Annotated in this window: 16 protein-coding genes; 3 read left to right on the top strand and 13 right to left on the bottom strand. The window is 72.3% G+C overall.

Annotation, left to right across the window (positions count from 1 at the left end):
- Positions 1–9: 9 nt before the first annotated feature.
- Genes SCAB_RS41960 through pdhA form a run of 3 tightly spaced genes read right to left on the bottom strand, consistent with a single transcriptional unit; the run spans position 10 to position 3,827 of the window.
- Positions 10–1,650, bottom strand: a complete 1,641-nt coding sequence (locus SCAB_RS41960; protein WP_013006148.1) for a dihydrolipoamide acetyltransferase family protein — start codon at positions 1,648–1,650, stop codon at positions 10–12.
- The gene (locus tag SCAB_RS41955; protein WP_013006147.1) at positions 1,647–2,666 is read right to left on the bottom strand and encodes an alpha-ketoacid dehydrogenase subunit beta; all 1,020 of its coding nucleotides are present in this window, start codon (positions 2,664–2,666) and stop codon (positions 1,647–1,649) included. The genes SCAB_RS41960 and SCAB_RS41955 overlap by 4 nt, the downstream gene beginning before the upstream one ends.
- 6 nt (positions 2,667–2,672) lie before the next feature.
- Positions 2,673–3,827: a pyruvate dehydrogenase (acetyl-transferring) E1 component subunit alpha gene (gene pdhA, locus SCAB_RS41950; RefSeq protein WP_013006146.1), complete on the bottom strand. Its 1,155-nt coding sequence runs from the start codon at positions 3,825–3,827 to the stop codon at positions 2,673–2,675.
- A 120-nt stretch (positions 3,828–3,947) separates the two neighbouring features.
- Between pdhA and SCAB_RS41945 the strand changes: the two genes are divergently transcribed.
- Positions 3,948–4,454, top strand: a complete 507-nt coding sequence (locus tag SCAB_RS41945; protein ID WP_013006145.1) for an Lrp/AsnC family transcriptional regulator — start codon at positions 3,948–3,950, stop codon at positions 4,452–4,454.
- A 9-nt stretch (positions 4,455–4,463) separates the two neighbouring features.
- Here the strand turns inward: SCAB_RS41945 and SCAB_RS41940 are convergent, their stop codons facing one another.
- The 4 genes from SCAB_RS41940 to SCAB_RS41925 form a co-directional block, all read right to left on the bottom strand.
- Entirely contained in the window at positions 4,464–6,125 is a 1,662-nt protein-coding gene (locus SCAB_RS41940) for an aldehyde dehydrogenase family protein (RefSeq protein WP_013006144.1), read from the bottom strand.
- Positions 6,113–7,159: a histidinol-phosphate transaminase gene (locus SCAB_RS41935; RefSeq protein WP_013006143.1), complete on the bottom strand. Its 1,047-nt coding sequence runs from the start codon at positions 7,157–7,159 to the stop codon at positions 6,113–6,115. Before SCAB_RS41935 ends, SCAB_RS41940 begins: the two co-directional genes overlap by 13 nt.
- 400 nt (positions 7,160–7,559) lie before the next feature.
- Positions 7,560–7,979: an ANTAR domain-containing protein gene (locus SCAB_RS41930; RefSeq protein WP_013006142.1), complete on the bottom strand. Its 420-nt coding sequence runs from the start codon at positions 7,977–7,979 to the stop codon at positions 7,560–7,562.
- Between the two features lie 305 nt (positions 7,980–8,284).
- A complete protein-coding gene (locus SCAB_RS41925; protein ID WP_013006141.1) occupies positions 8,285–8,839 on the bottom strand; it encodes a hypothetical protein in 555 nt (184 codons plus the stop codon).
- A gap of 235 nt (positions 8,840–9,074) precedes the next feature.
- Here SCAB_RS41925 and SCAB_RS41920 point away from each other — a divergent pair, with 235 nt between their 5' ends.
- Entirely contained in the window at positions 9,075–10,133 is a 1,059-nt protein-coding gene (locus SCAB_RS41920) for an AraC family transcriptional regulator (RefSeq protein WP_013006140.1), read from the top strand.
- Between the two features lie 12 nt (positions 10,134–10,145).
- Here the strand turns inward: SCAB_RS41920 and SCAB_RS41915 are convergent, their stop codons facing one another.
- Genes SCAB_RS41915 through SCAB_RS41905 form a run of 3 tightly spaced genes read right to left on the bottom strand, consistent with a single transcriptional unit; the run spans position 10,146 to position 13,794 of the window.
- Positions 10,146–11,576 (bottom strand): aldehyde dehydrogenase family protein, encoded by a 1,431-nt coding sequence (locus tag SCAB_RS41915; RefSeq protein ID WP_013006139.1) that lies wholly within the window; start codon positions 11,574–11,576, stop codon positions 10,146–10,148.
- On the bottom strand, positions 11,573–12,451 hold the full coding sequence (locus SCAB_RS41910; protein WP_013006138.1) for an SDR family NAD(P)-dependent oxidoreductase: 879 nt from the start codon (positions 12,449–12,451) through the stop codon (positions 11,573–11,575). Before SCAB_RS41910 ends, SCAB_RS41915 begins: the two co-directional genes overlap by 4 nt.
- Positions 12,448–13,794 carry a flavin-containing monooxygenase gene (locus SCAB_RS41905; RefSeq protein ID WP_173402952.1) on the bottom strand — a complete coding sequence of 449 codons (1,347 nt, stop codon included), beginning with the start codon at positions 13,792–13,794 and terminating at the stop codon, positions 12,448–12,450. Before SCAB_RS41905 ends, SCAB_RS41910 begins: the two co-directional genes overlap by 4 nt.
- Positions 13,795–14,037: 243 nt before the next feature.
- On the opposite strand from SCAB_RS41905, the gene SCAB_RS41900 reads away from it, so the two are divergent.
- On the top strand, positions 14,038–15,723 hold the full coding sequence (locus SCAB_RS41900; protein ID WP_013006136.1) for a ribonuclease J: 1,686 nt from the start codon (positions 14,038–14,040) through the stop codon (positions 15,721–15,723).
- A 112-nt stretch (positions 15,724–15,835) separates the two neighbouring features.
- Here SCAB_RS41900 and SCAB_RS41895 read toward each other — a convergent pair whose 3' ends face one another.
- From SCAB_RS41895 to SCAB_RS41885, 3 genes are all read right to left on the bottom strand, one after another.
- The gene (locus SCAB_RS41895) at positions 15,836–16,039 is read right to left on the bottom strand and encodes a cold-shock protein (protein WP_030242128.1); all 204 of its coding nucleotides are present in this window, start codon (positions 16,037–16,039) and stop codon (positions 15,836–15,838) included.
- 1,065 nt (positions 16,040–17,104) lie between these two features.
- Positions 17,105–17,416: an SCO5918 family protein gene (locus tag SCAB_RS41890; RefSeq protein WP_013006134.1), complete on the bottom strand. Its 312-nt coding sequence runs from the start codon at positions 17,414–17,416 to the stop codon at positions 17,105–17,107.
- Between the two features lie 49 nt (positions 17,417–17,465).
- A complete protein-coding gene (locus SCAB_RS41885; protein WP_013006133.1) occupies positions 17,466–17,855 on the bottom strand; it encodes a CBS domain-containing protein in 390 nt (129 codons plus the stop codon).
- Positions 17,856–17,887: the final 32 nt, after the last annotated feature.

Here is a 17,887-nt window from a genome sequence, read left to right as displayed (position 1 = left end):
ACGGGTCCGTCAGAGGTCGGCGAGCAGGGTCGACGGGCGTTCCACACAGTCGGCGACGTACCGCAGGAAGCCGCCGGCCACGCCGCCGTCGCAGACGCGGTGGTCGAAGCTGAGCGACAGCTGCGTGACCTTGCGGACGGTCAGCTCTCCGTCCACGACCCACGGCTTGTCGACGATGCGGCCCACGCCGAGGAGGGCCGCCTCCGGGTGGTTGATGATGGGTGTCGAGCCGTCGACGCCGAACACCCCGTAGTTGTTGAGGGTGAACGTGCCGCCGGTCAGCGCCGCCGGCAGGAGGTTGCCGCTTCGGGCGAGGTCCGTCAACCGGGCCAGCTCCGCCGCCAGTTGGACCGTGGTCAGACGGTGGGCGTCACGGACGACGGGCACCATCAGGCCGCGGTCGGTCTGGGCGGCGAAGCCCAGGTGCACCTCGTCGTAGCGGACGATCTCGCGGCGCTCGGTGTCGACGGTGGAGTTCAGCTCCGGGTAGCGGGCCAGTCCGGCGACGCAGACGCGGGCCAGCAGGGCGAGCAGCCCGATGCCGCCGCCCGGGCGGGCCGCGCCCAGTTCCCTTTTCGCCCGCAGCAGTCCGGTGGCGTCCACGTCGACCCAAGTGGTGGCGTCGGGGATCTCGGTACGGCTGCGGGACAGCTTGTCGGCGACCGCACGGCGCAGCCCGCGCAGGGGGATGCGTTCGGGGCCCGCCGGTGCGGGATTCCTCCGCGGCTCGGGGGCCGGTACGGGCTCGGGGCGCGGCGCGGGCCGCCGGGACGACTCGACGGCCCGCTCCACGTCACGGCGCAGCACGATCCCGGCCGGGCCGGAGGGCGTCAGCGCCGTCAGGTCGATCCCGTGGTCCCGGGCCAACCTGCGGACGAGGGGTGAGATGGCGCGGGGCGCGGCCCGGTGCGGGGCGGGCACTCCGCCACCTGTCAGGACGGCCGCGGACGTCGGGCGATGGACGGTCGTATCGCCGTCCCCGGGAAGCCCGGCACGCGCGGCGAGCAAAGCCCCGGCGGCCGAGGCGCCGGCGGCGGAGGCTCCGGGCGCCGAGGCGCCGGCGGCTGAGGCCCGGGCGGCCTCGACCCCGGCGGCCGGCGACGGGACCGGGCGCCTGCGTCGGCGGCGAGGGGCCGGGCCGTGGCCGGTGCCGTAGCCGATCAGCACGTTGCCGGAGCCCGCCTGCTCCTCCTCGCGGTACCGCTCCGCCGCGGTGACGTCCGGCCGCCCCGCTTCCGCCCGGGCCCCTTCCTCCCGGGTGTCCGGCCGGGCGGCGGCCGTCGCGCCCCGCTCCCCCGCCCCGTTCGCCGGGCCGGGCACGGCGGTCTCCGGGGCGGGTCCGGCCGCGGACCGGCCGTCCGGGCCCGGGCCGCGACCGCCGTTCCCGCCGGGGGCCGCCGCGCCCACCGTGATCAGCGGCTCCCCCACCGCCAGGGGCGTGCCCGCCTCCGCGTGCAGGCGCAGCACCCTGCCCGCGTACGGGACCGGTACCTCCACCGCCGCCTTGGCGGTCTCGACCTCGACCACGATCTGGTCGATCGTCACGGTGTCGCCGACCGCGACCTTCCACTCGACGATCTCGGCGTCGGTGAGACCCTCACCGAGGTCAGGGAGCCTGAACAGCTGTTCGGTGTGTGTCGTGGTGGTCACGCGGCCGCTCCCTTCGGCAGGTGCCGGACGTCCGGGTCGTCGGCGAACTGGAGGCGGTCGACGGCGTCGAGGATCCGGTCGACGCCGGGCAGGTGGGCGTGCTCCAGCTTGGGCGGCGGGTAGGGGATGTCGAAGCCGGTCACCCGCAGGACGGGCGCGGCCAGGGAGTGGAAGCAACGCTCCTGCACGCGTGCGGCGATCTCCGCTCCGACGCCGGCGAAACCCTGGGCCTCCTGGACGACCAGGCAGCGCCCGGTGCGGCGTACGGAGGCCGTGACCGTCTCGTCGTCGAAGGGGACGAGGGTGCGCAGGTCGACGACCTCCAGGTCGATGCCCTCGGCCGCCGCCGCCTCGGCCGCGGCCAGGGCGACCGGGACGGACGGGCCGTAGGCGACGAGCGTGGCGTCGCGGCCCTCCCGCCGGATCGCCGCCCGGCCGAAGGGCAGGGCCTCGCGGTGCCGGAGGTCGGTCTCCTCCTTCGACCAGTACAGCTTCTTCGGCTCCAGGAAGATCACCGGGTCGGGGTCGGCGACGGCGTCCCGCAGCAGCCAGTACGCGTCCTCGGCCGTCGCCGGGGTGACGACCTTCAGCCCGGGGGTGTGCGCGTAGTACGCCTCACTGGAGTCGCAGTGGTGTTCGACTCCGCCGATGCCGCCCGCGTAGGGGATGCGGATGACCATCGGCAGGGTGAGCCGTCCCCGGGTGCGGTTGCGCAGCTTGGCGACGTGCGAGGCGATCTGTTCGAACGCCGGGTAGGCGAAGGCGTCGAACTGCATCTCGACGACGGGCCGGAAGCCGCCCATCGCCATGCCCACGGCCAGGCCCACGATGCCCGCCTCGGCGAGCGGGGTGTCGAAGCAGCGTTCCTCGCCGAAGTCACGGGTCAGCCCGTCGGTGATCCGGAAGACACCGCCGAGCGGGCCGACGTCCTCACCGAAGATCAGCACCCGCTCGTCCTCGCTCAGCGCGTCGCGCAGTGCGGTGTTCAGCGCATGCGCCATCGTCACTTTGGTCATGGTGGGTCAGTCCTCCTGGGCGTACGGCGTGGCGATCTCGGCGAGCGCCGCGGACTCGGCTGTCTCGGCCAGTTCGGCCGCCAGCAGGGCGCGCTGTTCGCGCAGTTGCGGGGTCAACTCGGCGTAGACGTGGTCGAACAGCTCCAGCGGGTCGCCGACGGTCTCGGCGTTCATCCCCGCGCGCAGCTCCGCTGCCAGTTCCTCCGCCTCCTCCCCCACGGCCGCGATGTCCTGGTCGGTGAGCGCGCCGCGCGCCCGCAGGTACGTCTCCAGGCGGATGAGCGGGTCGGCGGCCCGCCACCGCTCGACCTCGTCGGCGTCCCGGTAGCGGGTGGCGTCGTCGGCGTTGGTGTGGGCGTCCATGCGGTAGGTGTGCGCCTCGACGAGGAAGGGCCCGTGGCCGGCGCGGGCGTGGGCGACGGCCTCGGTCAGTACGGCCAGGACGGCGACCGGGTCGTTGCCGTCGACCTGTTCGGAGCGCATCCCGTGGCCGACGCCCTTGTAGGCGAGGGCGGGCGCGGCGGTCTGCCGGGCCAGCGGGACGGAGATCGCGTACTTGTTGTTCTGGACGAGGAAGACGACCGGCGCGCGGAAGACCGCCGCGAAGTTCAGCGCCTCGTGGAAGTCGCCCTCACTGGTGGCGCCGTCGCCGACGAGCGCCATCGCCACGCCGTCCTCGCCCTTGCGGCGCAGGGACTCCGCCATGCCGGTGGCGTGCAGGACCTGGGTGGCCAGCGGGGTGCACTGGGGCGCCGTACGGGTGGCGGCGGGGTCGTAGCCGCAGTGCCATTCGCCGCGCAGCAGGGTCAGCACCTCGACGGGGTCGATGCCGCGGGTGACCAGGGCGACGGAGTCCCGGTAGGTCGGGAAGAGCCAGTCGTCCGGGCGCAGCGCGAGCGCGGCGCCGACCTGGCAGGCCTCCTGCCCCCGGCTGGAGGGGTAGACGGCGAGCCGCCCCTGCTTGGTGAGCGCGGTCGCCTGGGTGTCGAACCGCCGCCCCAGCACCATCCGCCGGTGGGCCTCGCGCAGAATCTCGACCGGGGGCTCCGCGTAAGCGGCCGGCGGCCTGGCCACCGGCGTGCCGTCCTCGGCCACGAACCGCACCGGGGTGAGCGACGGCAGGAGGCCCTGGACCGTCTGTCGGAGGCTCTTCACGGACATGGAGGGCGCTCGCTTTCTCTGGACACTTGACGGGAGAATGGTGGCTACTGCGGAATATGTGTTCAATACTTCGGCGGAACCGGCGATGAACTGCCGGATCCAGCGTTCCGGGAGAGCAATGTGTCCGAGGAATTCCCCGCGCCGGTCCAGGAGACCGGACGAACTGCCGCCCCCGTCCCGCTCGACGCCGTCGACCGGCAGATCCTGGCCCGGCTGCTGAAGGACGGCCGGGTGTCGGTCCGCGCCCTCGCCGACCAGGTGCACATCTCACGCGCCAACGCCTACACGCGGATCGGCAGGCTGCTGGCGGACGAGGTCGTCACCGGCTTCACCGCCCAGCTGAACCCGCAGCGGGCGGGGCTCGGCACCAGCGCGTACGTCACGATGTCGATCGAGCAGAACGCGTGGCGGGACATCGCACGCGAGCTGCGCGAGATCCCCTACATCGAGCATGTCGCCCTCGTCACCGGGGACTTCGACGTCCTCGCCCTCGTCCGCACGCCCGACAACGCGCTGCTGCGCCGGATCGTGCTGGAGAACATCCAGGCGATCGCGGGAGTGCGGTCGACCCGCACCTGGCTGGTCTTCGACGAGGTGCGGGGGCGCGGGGCGGACTGGGGCGCCTGACCGCGCCGGTCACGCCGCCGCGGCCACGTGCCGCCGGGAGCGGACGACCCGGAACCGGCCGGTGACGAAGTGGGCGCCCGCGGCCGGGAGGTCCGAACCGCCCGAGGAGGGGTCGGCGGGGAGGTCGTCCGCGAGGTTCTGCACCAGATGCGCTCCGGCGTCCAGCGCCGCCGACTCGGCGACCGCCAGCACCAGTGGATCGGTCGAGTGCACCGCCGCGTACAGCGCGCCGTGCCGGCCCACGGTGCGCCGGAACACCTCCAGGCTGTGCGCGGTGGAGTCGGTGCCCACCAGGAAGGCCACCGGCCCCGGCCACTCCCGTCCGTAGACCCGTTCGTCGCGCGCCTGCAGCCGGACGAGCAGTGGGCTGCGGACATCGGCGTGCGGATGGTCGGGATGGCGCAGCGCCCGCGCGGCGTGGACGACCGTGCCGTACCGTGCGGCGCGCTCCACCTCCGCCGCGACCGTGTCGTCGGCGATCGCCCCGACCAGCCTCGCCACCCGCGCGGGATGCCCGAGCAGCCGGTCCACCGCCTCGCCGAGGTCGGCTCCGAGGTCCCGCAGACTCTTGGGTCCCTCGTCGGTCGCGATGCCCGCCGCCGGCGCCAGGAGGTTCTGCGGAGTGGTGCGGACCCTGCCGTTGCAGCGGCACAGGGAGGACGCGAGCCCGCGCACGAGGGAGCGGTAGTCGTGGGTGGAGTCGATGACGACCGTGTTCGGGCCGGTCCGCTGCGCGAACACGACGGCCTGGCGGGCGTACTGCTCCAGCCAGTCGGCGAACCGCGCCGACCCGGTGAAGTCGATGATGCGCACCGCCGGGTCCGTGGCCAGCCGCCGGTGCAGCCGTTCCTCCGGCGGGGCCACCGCGAGCGTCACGATGTCCGGGGAATGACCGGCCTCCGCCAGCACCTGCCGGGCGACGCGCACGGTGATCGCCAGCGGCAGCACGGCCCTGGGATGCGGGGCCACGATCACGGGATTGCCGGTCACCAGGCTGGCGAAGAGGCCCGGGTAGCCGTTCCAGAGCGGATAGTCGGCGCAGCCGACGAGCAGGGACACCCCGCGGGGCACCAGCGTGCAGGTGCCGCGCATCTCCAGCGGCCGCCCCCGGACGCTCTCCCAGCGCAGGTCGGCGGGGACTCGTTCGGACTCGGCGAAGGCCTGGGCCACCGCCTCCAGCGCGCGGTCCTGGGCACGCGGCCCGGCGGCCCGGAACGCGGCCCCCGGCGGCTGACCGGTGGTGTGGTGCACCGCGAGGGCCAGTTCATGGCTGCGGGTGTTGAGCCGGCGCAGTATCTCCACGGCCAGACCGGCGCGTTCGGCCGGGCCCGCGGCGCGCCAGCCGGCGGTCGCGCGCGAGGCCGCCGCCACCAGGGCCGCGGGATCACAGTGCGGATAACGGATGTCCATGGCGATCCCGTACGGGGAGAACTCCGTGGCCACCCGGCCCAGTTCGCCCTGCTGGTCGAGGTCGAAGGGCCGTCCCAGGAGGGAGGCGAAGACCTTCGCGGCCGTCCGGGTCGAGCGCATGCCCGCGTCCGCGGCGTCCTGTCCGGTCGCCGCCGTGAAGGGCAGGCGGCACTCCCCGGCCGCCATGGCGCGTACGACGTCGTGGAGCAGCGACCGGTGCCGCTCGTAGGCGGTGGGGCCCACGGCCGTCAGCCTCTCCACGCCGCGGCGAGGGCGAGGAGGGCGTCGTTCTCCTCCGGGAGCCCGATCGTCACGCGGACGCCCTCCCCCGGGAACGGGCGGACCACGACCCGCCCGTCCAGACAGTGCAGGGCGAAGTCGGCGCTGTCGTCGGCGAGCGGCAGCCACACGAAGTTGGCCTGGGAATCGGGGACTTCGAAGCCGAGGCCGCGCAGCCGGACGGTGACCCGCCCCCGTTCGGCGGCGGTCAGCGCGGCGCGGCGGGAGACCTCGGCCCGCTCCCCGAGGGCGACGACGGCCGCTTCCTGCGCGAGAGCGCTGACACTGAACGGCACCTGGGTCTTGCGCACATGGGCCGCGATCTCCGCCGGCGCGACGCAGTACCCGGCGCGCAGGCCCGCCAGGCCGTAGGCCTTGGAGAAGGTGCGCAGCACCACGACGTTGGGACGGTCGCCGAAGAGGGCCAGCGCGTCGGGCACCAGGGCCGGGTCGGCGTACTCCCGGTACGCCTCGTCGACGACCACCAGGACGTCCTCGGGCACGCGGTCGACGAAGTCGCGCAGCACCCGCTCACCGACCGCGGTGGAGGTCGGATTGTTGGGGTTGCAGACGAAGACCAGCCGGGTCCGGGAGGTGAGGGCCGCCGCCATGGCGTCGAGGTCGAGCGCGTGGTCGCGCAGCGGCACCTGCACGGCCGTACCGCCGGCCACGGCCGTGAGGATCGGGTACGCCTCGAAGGACCGCCAGCCGAAGACGGCCTCGTCGCCCGGGCCGAGGACCGCGTGCAGCAGCTGGCCGCAGACCTCCGAGGAGCCCGCGCCGACCGCGATCCGCTCGGGGTCGACCCCGTGGTGGTCGGCGACGGCCCGCACGAGGCGGGTGGCGCTCAGGTCGGGATAGCGGGACACCCCGCCCGCCAGTTCGGCGAGCCGTCCGGCTACGCCCGGCAGCAGTCCGTACGGGGTCTCGTTGCTGGCCAGCACCACCGCGCCGGGCAGTTTGCGGCCCGGTACGTAGGAGGGCAGCTCCGCCAGGGAGGAACGGACACGCACCATGCTCGACTCGCTTCCGCGGTGGTGAGGCCCGGGATCGTGCCTCCGGGCACCTGTGACAGGGAAATGGTGGAGACAGGGCGACACACGCTCAACCTTTCGGCGAATTCGACGACACATCGCCGGGGGCAGCCGGTCCGGGCGGCCAACCGTCTTCGTACCGGCGGGTACCGGATGCCTCCGCGAGACGGACGGCGGGGCGTCCGCCGCGCGCAACCACGAGTTTTCGGGCCGCCCGGCGTGGTCGAGGCCGCGGAGGCGCGGGCGACCACGCAGGGCGTAGCGTGGAAGGCGTGAGGACGGGGAACGTGACGGCCCCCGCCCTCACCCACGCGGTGCGGGATCCCGCCGGTGCGCGCCGTGCTTTCGCGACCGCCCCGCCGGGACCGGCATGCCCTCGGGGTCAGGCGGCGGGCGGGCCGTCGTCCGCCGTCCGCTCGCCCTCGTCGGTGGTCGCGTCCCTCGGGTCCGTGTGTGCGGCGGCGGACTGCGCCCGGGTCAGCGCGACGTCGAGCGCCCTGTGGACCTCGTCGGACAGCTGCCGGGTGAGCGCCCAGTCGACGACGAGACCGGCGATCTCGCGCAGTTTGATGTTGGTGTGCTGGGAGACGTCCCTGAGCACGTCGAATCCCTGCTGCGGCCGCAGTCCCCCGAGAGCGATGATCACCCCGATCGCCTGGTCGATCACGGCATGTGACGTGAGGGCCGTTTGCAGGTGGTCGTTGTCCCGCTGCAGGTCGCTGATCCTGGTGGCGGGATCGTCCGGCTCCTGCGGATGGCGCACTTCAGCCGGTTCGGGACGGCTGCTGTGCGGGACATCCATCGTTGTCACGCTCCCCTGGCGGCTTCGGTCCCCGTCCGAACGGCTGCCTTCGGGACGGGGCAGGACGACAACTCCACTCTTACCCGCAAACCCCGCGTGCTCGCATCTCCCGGTCACTTGTATCTCTGCGCCACCCCCGGGGCAGGAGTAGCCTCGCTGGTACGCGGAGGTCGGTTCCCGGGAGCCCATCAGCGCGAGGCTCCCTCCGTTCGGCAGTTGAGCTGAGGGAGCCATCCTGCTTGCCTTCTCGGCGAATTCGTCCCCGTGACCACGGGGACGTGGAGTGCCGCCACGGCTGTGGTCCCTCAGGCTCCGCCGGACTCCGCCCGCCCCGCCTCCTGTTCGGCGGCGGACGCCGTCCCCGCGACGGTCCAGGCCGCAGTGGCCCACAGCGAGAACGCTGAGGCGAGGCCCACCACGAGCCGTACGTTCTCGTCCGGACCGTCCGCGAGCCAGACCGTCGTGCCCGCGGCCCCGGAAGCGACCAACAAGGCCGCGGGTACGCGGAGTCGGGGTTGTTCGAACACCGCCGCCAAGGGCAGGAAGTGGAGCCCGACGACCACGGCGACCAGCGGAGGGACGAGCACCGGCACCCCCGCCTGACGGCAGACCACGACGATGGCGATGATCAGCAGCCACTGCAGCCCGTTGATCTGGTTGAACCGCCGCCGTCGGTCGGCGGGGAACGGCCCCCCTGCCGACGCCGGAAGGAAACGGCGCGCGGCGAGCATCAGCCCCACCGCGACGACACAGCCGACGCCGATCAGAACCGGCCGCACCACCCCCGCGAACGCGCTCGATCCCAGCAGCCACCAGCCGAGCCCGAACAGCGCGAGAAAACCCACCCCTGACTTGAACATGATCAAAAGCCTAGACGGGAGCCGAGCGGGGCGTCCAAGGTTTCAGGGCTCGGGTCCGGGTCCGGGTCCGGGTCCGGGCCGGGGCTGCGCCCGACCGCCCTCCCGAACCCGCCCGACCGCCCTCCCTGACCCGCCCGGCGGCCCGCCTGCCCGCCTGCCCGCCTGCCCGCGGGGCATCGAGGGAGAACCTCTCTACTGTGTGCACAGCGAGCGACACCCGGTCCCAAGGAACGCCATGCCTCCCAGCCCCACCCCGGCGCAGTCACCGGGCACCAGCCGCAGCACCTCCGCGACCATTCCGCCGAACATCCTGCGCTGCCTCACCCCGGTCACCGACGGGTACGGGGTCGATCTGCGGCCCGAGCTGACCCGGGTCGGGCTGGACGAGGAGATGATGCGGTCGGCGGCGCTGCGGGTCTCCTACCGGCAGGGCAGTGCCGTCATCCGGCGGGCGCTGGAACTCACCGGTGACGCTCATCTGGGGCTGAGGGTGGGAGCCGCGCAGCATCTGACCTCCTGGGGACTGCTGGGCTTCGCGCAGATGGCCGCCGACACGCTGCGGGACGCCATCGAGACCGGCGTGCGGTTCCAGAACCTGTCCGGGGCGATGGTGGTCTGGTCGGCCGAGGCGGAGGAGCCCGGCTATGTGCTGCGGGCCGAACTGCCCGACCCCGCGCTCGATCCGCCCGTCGCGGTCTTCCTCGCCGAGGAGGCCTTCGCCAGCGTCGTCGCCCTCACACGGCTGAGTTCCGGGGCGGAATTCGCGCCGCGGAGTGTGGAGTTCGCCTTCCCCGCCCCGCCCGACACCGGCCCCTTCACCGAGTTGTTCCGCTGTCCGCTGCGGTTCGGCGCGGCGGGGAACCGTCTGGTGTTCCCCGCCGCCTGGGCCGCGCGGCCGATGCCGGGCCGCGACCGGGCCACCTACACCGCCGTCGTGGAGCTGCTGGGAGAGCAGGTGGCGGCCCGGCGCGATCAGCAGGAGCTGCTGGAAGTGCTGGAGATCTCGATCGCGCAGAGCCTGCCCGAGGTGCCGTCCTTCGTCGAGCAGGCCCGGCGGCACGCCTCCAGCGAGCGCACGCTGCGCCGTCGGCTGGCCGAGTGCGGCACGACGTACGAGGCGGTCGTCGACGGGGTGCGCCGGGAGCGGGTGGAGCAGTTGCTGCGCCGCCCCGAACTCACCCTGCGGGACGTCGCCCGGCGGGCCGGGTTCTCCGATGTGCGCGCGCTGCGGCGGGCGGTGCACCGCTGGCACGGAGTGACCCCGGCCCGGCTGCGCGAGGCGTCGCGGCCATAGGGCCCCGGCGCGTCAGCGCGTACGGATCCAGACGGTCTTCTCCCTGGTCCACTGCGCGAACGCGTCGGTGGACTTCTCCGCGCCGCCGAACCCGGACTGCTTCCAGCCGCCGAAGGGCGTGGTGATGTCGCCCTCGCTGTAGGCGTTGACGGAAACCACACCGGCCTCGATCCGCCGGGCGAACCGGAGCGCGGTGTCGAGGTCACGGGTCCACACCGAGGCCGCGAGTCCGTACTCGGTGGCGTTGGCGAGCCCCACCGCCTCGTCCTCGGTGGTGAAGGTCTGGACGGTGACGACCGGCCCGAACAGCTCCTCGGTGAGGACCGCACTGCCCGCCGGGGCCCGGCTGACCACGGTGGGCGGGTAGTACGCGCCGTGCGGCGGCAGACCGTGCGGGAGGCCGCCGGTGTGGATGCGGGCTCCGGCCGAACGGGCCGCGTCCACGGCCGCCGCGACCCGGTAGAGGGCGGCCCGGCTGATGAGCGGACCCATCCGGGTGCGGGGGTCGGCGGGGTCGCCGACGGTGAGGCTGCGCGCGGCGGCGGTGAACCGGTCCAGCACCTCCTCGGCGATGCTGTGGTGCACCAGGACACGGGAGCCGGCGGTGCAGTTCTGTCCCATGGTCAGGAACGCGGCCTCGGTCATGTGGTCGATCAGTTCGTCGCCGAAGTCGAGCGCGTCCGGCAGGAGGATCTGGGGGCTCTTGCCGCCCATCTCCAGGGAGACGCGCTTGAAGTTGGTCTCGGCCGCGTCGGCCAGGACGCGCCGCCCGGTGGCGGTGGATCCGGTGAACGACAGGGCGCGCACCAGCGGGTCGCGGGCGAGCGCCCTGCCGGTGACGGAGCCGTGGCCGGTCAGCACGGTGAGTACGTCGTCGGGCAGGCCGGCCTCGGCCGCCAGGGCGGCCAGGCGCAGGGTGGAGCGCGGGGTGGCCTCGGCGGGCTTGAGCAGCAGCGAGTTGCCCGCGGCGAGCGCGGGGCCGACCTTCCAGGCGGCCATGGCCAGCGGATAGTTCCAGGGCAGGATCGCGGCGCCCACCCCGACCGGTTCCCGGCTCACCAGGCCGAGGCTCGCGGCACCGGTGGGAGCGACGCGGCCGAAGACCTTGTCGGCTGCCTCGGCGAACCAGCGGATCGACTCGATCGCCGAGGGCACGTCGCCCGTACGGCACTCGGTGATCGGTTTGCCCGCGTCCTCGCAGTCCAGGCGGGCCAGGACTTCGGCGTCGCGCTCCATGAGGTCGGCCAGGCGCAGGAGGACGGCGGCCCGCTCCCGGGGGGAGCGGCCGGACCAGACGCCGCTCGCGAACGCCCGGTGCGCCCGCTCGGCCGCCCGTACGACGTCCTGCTCGCTCGCCGCGGGCACGGTCGTGATGCGTTCGCCCGTCGTGGGGCTGACGATGTCGAGGCCGGCCTCGACGACGGTGGTCCGCGGGCCGCTCATGCCTCCTCCACCAGTTCCCAGCGGCCGCCGGCGGCCTGGCGGGCCAGCCCTCGACGGCGCAGGTCCTCCAGATAGCGGGCCATGCCCCGCTCGCCCCGCTTGCGGAACAGCGGGAAGAGCCTCGGCAGCAGGTTCGGCGCCAGCATCGCGAACCGCACCAGCCGGGACTCGCCCGTTCTGACGTAGGACTCCAGGCGGGGCCTGTCCAGCAGGCTCACGACCGCCCTGACGACGTCGGCGGGCTGCTGGGGGGCGTCCTGGAACTGCATCGAGTTCCCGCCGTCGACGGCCTCCTGCCGGAGCATCCGTGTGTCGGTCGCCGACGGGAGCACCGAACCGGCCTGGATGCCCTTGCCCCGCAGGTCCAGCCCGATGGCGAGCATCGCGCCGCGCAGCCCGAACTTGGAGGCGGTGTAGATCGGTGTCTCGCCCAGCGGGAAGATCCCGCCCAGGGAGACGGTGGTGACCACCCGGGGGTCGGCGGACGCCCGCAGCAGCGGAACGGCGAGCCGGGTCGTGACGAGCGGGGCGACCAGGTTGACGTCGATCTCCCGCTCGATGCTCTCGACGCTGCGCACGTCGAACCGTTCGGCGCTGGTCATGCCCAGGTTGTTCACTAGGACGTCGACCCGGCCGTGGGTGGTCGCGACGCCGTCGAGGAGTCGCCGTACGGCCGTGGCGTCCAGCAGGTCGCAGCCCAGCCCGGCATGACCGGTGCCGGGCAGTTCGGCGGCGGTCCGCTCGGCCCGCTCCCGGTCGATGTCGACGACGAGGAGGCTCGCCCCGCCCGCCGCGAAGCGGTGGCACAGGGCGCTGCCGATGCCGCCTGCGCCGCCCGTCACGAGGATGACCTTGTCGTGGAAGTCGTACGTCATGACGCCACCGCTTCCTGTCGGGCGGAGGCGGCCCGGGGCGGGCGGCCCGCGGTGCGCCAGCCCATGTCCGCGGCCACCTTGCCGAGGTACTTCACGAAGGCCTCGCTGTGGACGTAGCCGGTGTGGCGGGGCGAGTCGACGAACCTCAGTCCGCCGGACAGGTCGGGCCGGTCGGCGCGGATCCTGCGGGCGAACCGCTCGGCGGTCGGCAGTCCGGCGCGAGTGTCGCGGATGAAGGAGGCGATGAGCTGGGCCTGGCTGTCGAAGAGCTGGTAGGCCCCGGAGTTGGTCTCCACGAAGCCGACGCCGAACAGGCCCTCGTGCTCGCGGGAGAAGGAGGACAGGTAGAGGTCGGGGTGCTGCTCGTCGCCGAAGTACTTCTGTGCGACCGGCACCCGGTGGACGTATCCCGTGGCCAGCAGGACCAGGTCGAACTCGTCGCTGGTGCCGTCGGTGAAGCGGACCGTGCGGCCCTCGGTGTCCGCGATGCCGGGCCGGGCGGTGATGTCGCCGTGCTGGAGGTGGTGGATCAGCTGCGAGTTGAGGGCCGGGTGGGTCTCGAACAGCTTGTGGTCCGGCTTCTGCAGACCGAGCCTGCGCGGGTCGCCGTTGAGGAGTCGCAGCAGGCCGCCGAACAGCTTCTGCTGCAGCCACATCGGCAGATGGGGTCCGCCCGCGGCGATGGTGTCCACCGGCCGGCCGAACAGGTGCTTGGGGATGAACCAGTAGCCGCGGCGCATACTGATCGCCGCGTGGTCGGCGGAGCGCGCCGCGTCGCAGGCGATGTCCAGTCCGGAGTTCCCCGCGCCGACCACGAGCACCCGTTTGCCCCGCAGTTCGACGCTGCCGCGGTAGGTGACCGTGTGCCGGATCTCGCCGCTGAAGCGGCCGGGAATCTCGGGGACGTTGGGGTGCCACTGGGCCCCCGTGCAGACGACGACGTGTCGGTGCGTGCTGGTCCGGCCGTCGGTCCGGGTGACGGTCCAGCGGCCGTCCGCGGTCTTGTCGACGCCCCGGACCTCGGTGCCGAACTCGATGCGGTCACGCAGTCCGTAGGCGTCGGCGAACGAGGTCAGGTAGGACAGGATCTGCCGGTGCGGCGGGTAGTCGGCGAAGTGGTCCGGCATCGGATAGCCGCCGAAGCCGGACAGGGTCCGGCTGGAGATGAAGTGGGCCGACTCGTACATCGGGCTGCCCGGGTTGTCGATGTCCCACAGCCCGCCGGGTCCCGTGTGGCGCTCGATGTGGGTGTACGGCAGGTCCCGCTCGGCCAGCGCCCTCGCGACCGCCAGTCCCGCGGGTCCCGCACCGATCACGCATGTGTCGTCCTGGTGCTCAGTCACCGGTCCGCTCCCTTCTCCGCTGCTTCTGGAACGGGAACCTACGCAGCGCCGGGCGGCCGGGAACTGACCGCTGCGGCCAGGGAGGGGACCACAGCGGCCACGGGCGGGCCGCTGCCGCCATGCCCGGCGCGCCCTCTGCGGGAATCGCCGTGTCCTGGGTGTGTCCCGTTCCCCGCTCCCCCGGAAGCAGAGATCGCACGGGCAGTGGATCAACCGCGTCCCGCTCTCCGGTAACGTCGGGGCATGAGTCATCCACATCCCGGCCTGAAAGCTGCCCCGCCCCTTCCCGAAGGAGGGCTCAGGGTCACCGCCCTGGGCGGCCTGGGTGAGATCGGCCGCAACATGACCGTCTTCGAGCACGCCGGCAAACTGCTCATCGTCGACTGCGGCGTGCTGTTCCCCGAGGAGAACCAGCCCGGCGTGGACGTGATCCTGCCGGACTTCACCTCGATCAGGGACCGGCTCGACGACATCGTGGCCCTGGTGCTCACCCATGGACACGAGGACCACATCGGCGCCGTGCCGTACCTGCTGCGCGAGCGGTCCGACATTCCCGTCGTCGGATCCAAGCTGACGCTGGCGTTCCTGGAGGCCAAGCTCAAGGAGCACGGCATCCGGCCGCGCACGGTGCGGGTGCGGGAGGCCGACCGGCGCCGCTTCGGGCCCTTCGACTGCGAGTTCGTGGCGGTGAACCACTCCATCCCCGACAGTCTCGCGGTGGCGATCCGGACCGGTGCCGGCATGGTGCTGCACACCGGCGACTTCAAGATGGACCAGTTCCCTCTCGACGACCGCATCACGGATCTGCGCGCCTTCGCCCGGCTCGGCGAGGAGGGCGTGGACCTGTTCCTGACCGACTCCACCAACGCCGAAGTGCCCGGCTTCACCACCTCCGAGCGTGAGCTGAACCCGGCGATCGAGCAGGTGATGCGCACCGCGCCGCGCCGCGTCATCGTCTCCAGCTTCGCCAGTCATGTGCACCGCATCCAGCAGGTCCTGGACGCCGCCCATCAGCACGGACGCAAGGTCGCCTTCGTGGGCCGCTCCATGGTCCGCAACATGGCCATCGCCCGTGACCTGGGCTATCTGAAGGTCCCGTCCGGCCTGGTGGTGAGCACGAAGGAGCTGGAGAAGCTCCCGGACCACAAGATCACTCTGGTGTGCACCGGCTCCCAGGGGGAACCGATGGCCGCACTGTCACGGATGGCCAACCGCGATCACGTGATCCGTATCGGCGAGGGCGACACCGTCCTGCTCGCCAGCTCCCTCATCCCCGGCAACGAGAACGCCATCTACCGGGTGATCAACGGGCTCACCCGATGGGGCGCACACGTGGTCCACAAGGGCAACGCCAAGGTGCATGTCTCCGGGCACGCCAGTGCCGGTGAACTCGTCTACTGCTACAACATCGTCAAGCCCCGGCATGTCATGCCCGTACACGGCGAATGGCGTCATCTGCGGGCCAACGGCGACCTCGCCATCCGTACCGGCGTCGCCCCCGACCGGGTCGTCATCGCCGAGGACGGCGTCGTCGTCGACCTCGTCGACGGGCGCGCGTCCATCACCGGCAAGGTGCCCGCCGGCAACGTCTACGTGGACGGTATGGAAGTCGGCGGCGCCACCGAGGCGTCCCTCAAGGACCGTCTCACGCTCTCGGAGGAAGGCGTGGTCACCGTGGTGGCGATCGTCGACGCGGACACCGGTGCTCTCGCCGAGGCCCCCGACTTCCTGGCGCGCGGCTTCGTCCACGACGACACCACCTTCGAGCCGGTCGTCCCCGTGATCGAGAAGACCCTGGCCGCCGCGGCCGAGGAGGGCGTCGGGGACGCGCGTCAACTCGAACAGCTCCTCGCCCGTGCCGTGGCGAACTGGGCGTTCCGCACCCATCGCCGCAAGCCTCTCATCATCCCCGTCATCATCGACGCCTGAGCGACAGCCCGGTGGCTCGGTCCTCAAGGCCGGGCCGGGCCGGGCTCTGCTCAACCCCCGGCTCGACAGATCGGGGCCGCGCAGCCATGGCTGCGCGGCCCCGATCCCGTACTCAGGCCGGGGTGATGTTCTCGGCCTGGGGGCCCTTCTGGCCCTGGGTGACGTCGAACGTCACGGCCTGGCCCTCCTGGAGCTCACGGAAGCCCGAGGAGTTGATCGCGGAGTAGTGCGCGAAGACGTCCGGGCCGCCGCCGTCCTGGGCGATGAAGCCGAAGCCCTTCTCCGCGTTGAACCACTTCACAGTTCCCGTTGCCATGTCTGATGCCTTCCGGTCGATGAACGCCTCCCACTCCATGTGGAAGGCGGAGGTGATCGCCCTGGTCCCTGCGGCACAGCACAGCAAAACGCCCACACCGAAAAGGCGCGGGCAGAGGGGAATTCCGAACCACGACAGCTGACGCTGACGCTACACGTCCGCACGCCGAGTGACCATGGGAAGCGATCACGCCACCGCCCGGGACCACGCGCCCGCTACTCCCGGAAGCGGACGGACACGCCCATTTCACGTTGCCGCGGTCGGGATCCCCCATGGGGCCGCCGCGCCACGGTGGGCGGCATGAATGCCCTGGGCCTCCTGAAGCCGGTCACCTCTCCGGGACCTGCGTGGAGGGGCCCTGATGCCAACTGGCATCAGGGCCCCGAAGGAACTGCTACACCATCTGCCGGTCCTGATACGCCGGCTCTCTGTTTCCGCGGACCCGACCTGTAAGACGCCGGGGGCGCGGGGATCGCGGTTGCCTGACCGAAGACCACCTCACTGTCGATGTCCTGCGGTACCCGGGTTTGGTACGTCCTCCCGGGCGATCCTGATGGCGTGGGGCTCCTCCGTTCTTCCCTCTTGATCAACTACTCACATACGGGAACTACCAACTGCTGGTGCCGCGAACTGCTGATGGCGGCCCCTGATCACCGCGGGCCACCCGGTGCGGCCGTCAGTCCCGTCGCCGTCCTGCAAACGCCCTGGCTTCGACACTCCACCACCGCACCGTCCTGTGCACTGCAACTTCCGTACTGCGACCTGGCAGTTCATATCTGCCGGGCCTTGCTCGATCTCGGCTACGAGAGAAACCTTAACCACATCGGCACCCAAAGTCTACTGTGACCGACATAGATTTCGGCGCACCTGGAGATGAGGTTCCGTTCCGCCAGGAGCTGGGCATCGGGACCACTCCTCCACCCGCTCCGGCACCCACGCGCATGTTCCGATCGCCGAGCGGTCACCGCGACAGGGAGGACCCACCACACGCACGTGTGGGCCCGACCAGCGCGCTGGTCGGGCCCACACTGCCGGTCGGGTGCCGGCTCACACATGCTTGCGCTGTCAGACCCCGACGACGGGGGCACCCAGCATCGCGGAGGCGTGCTCCAGCGGGCTCAGCGTGCGCTCGGGCGTGGTCTCGGGGAGGACACTGCAGGTGAAGCCGAGCTGTGTCATGGCCCGCAGGACTTCGCCGGCGCTGAAGTCACGGCGGTCCTGGCGGGTGATGACCTGGCCGACCTGCTTGATCGGGTAGTGGCGGCGGCCGATGAGCACGGATTCACCGGTGCCCGGTTCGGGCTTGATGCCCTTCATCGATTCCAGCACGCCGCTCTTGGTGAGTTCGAAGGGGAAGCGGGCGATGACGCAGCGCATGTGACCTCACGGGGAGAGGGGGAGACGGTCCGACCGGGGAGGGGGCGGTTCAGCGGGAGTGGGCGACGAGGCCCGGGGCGCCGCCTCGCCCGTCGGTCACCGGTGCGGCACCGAGCCGGAGGGAGCGCATCGCGTGTCCGGCTTCCGCCTCGGGAGGCATGGGTGAGGCGAGGGTGCCATGGCCACCGAGGATGTCGCGCAGCCGGACGCGGTCCGCGGAGGCGAGACTGCCGCGGACGGCGAGAAGTTCGGTCCGGGTGACCGTGCCGGTCCACTGGTCGTCCTGGTCGCAGACCACGAGGCGGCCCGTGCGCGCGGCGGCCATGACGGCCAGCGCCACCTCGACACTCATGTCGTCGCAGACCTGCGGTCCGCCCGCGTCCATGATCTCCACCCCCGCCCTGCGCGCGGGGCGGGTGTCGGTCGGGCAGGGCTGCATCCCAACGAGCGTCAAAAGGTACCTCCTGCAGA

This window comes from Streptomyces scabiei 87.22 (assembly GCF_000091305.1).
Lineage (GTDB): Bacteria > Actinomycetota > Actinomycetes > Streptomycetales > Streptomycetaceae > Streptomyces > Streptomyces scabiei.
This window is presented reverse-complemented; position numbering and strand designations above follow the sequence as displayed.

Bases quoted from the DNA above. Each gene is read 5' to 3' on its own strand.
- SCAB_RS41955 (WP_013006147.1), bottom strand. From the start codon at position 2,666: ATGACCAAAGTGACGATGGCGCATGCGCTGAACACCGCACTGCGCGAC.
- pdhA (WP_013006146.1), bottom strand. From the start codon at position 3,827: ATGTCCGTGAAGAGCCTCCGACAGACGGTCCAGGGCCTCCTGCCGTCG.
- SCAB_RS41935 (WP_013006143.1), bottom strand. From the start codon at position 7,159: ATGGTGCGTGTCCGTTCCTCCCTGGCGGAGCTGCCCTCCTACGTACCG.
- SCAB_RS41930 (WP_013006142.1), bottom strand. From the start codon at position 7,979: ATGGATGTCCCGCACAGCAGCCGTCCCGAACCGGCTGAAGTGCGCCAT.
- SCAB_RS41925 (WP_013006141.1), bottom strand. From the start codon at position 8,839: ATGTTCAAGTCAGGGGTGGGTTTTCTCGCGCTGTTCGGGCTCGGCTGG.
- SCAB_RS41920 (WP_013006140.1), top strand. From the start codon at position 9,075: ATGCCTCCCAGCCCCACCCCGGCGCAGTCACCGGGCACCAGCCGCAGC.
- SCAB_RS41915 (WP_013006139.1), bottom strand. From the start codon at position 11,576: ATGAGCGGCCCGCGGACCACCGTCGTCGAGGCCGGCCTCGACATCGTC.
- SCAB_RS41910 (WP_013006138.1), bottom strand. From the start codon at position 12,451: ATGACGTACGACTTCCACGACAAGGTCATCCTCGTGACGGGCGGCGCA.
- SCAB_RS41900 (WP_013006136.1), top strand. From the start codon at position 14,038: ATGAGTCATCCACATCCCGGCCTGAAAGCTGCCCCGCCCCTTCCCGAA.
- SCAB_RS41895 (WP_030242128.1), bottom strand. From the start codon at position 16,039: ATGGCAACGGGAACTGTGAAGTGGTTCAACGCGGAGAAGGGCTTCGGC.
- SCAB_RS41890 (WP_013006134.1), bottom strand. From the start codon at position 17,416: ATGCGCTGCGTCATCGCCCGCTTCCCCTTCGAACTCACCAAGAGCGGC.
- SCAB_RS41885 (WP_013006133.1), bottom strand. From the start codon at position 17,855: ATGCAGCCCTGCCCGACCGACACCCGCCCCGCGCGCAGGGCGGGGGTG.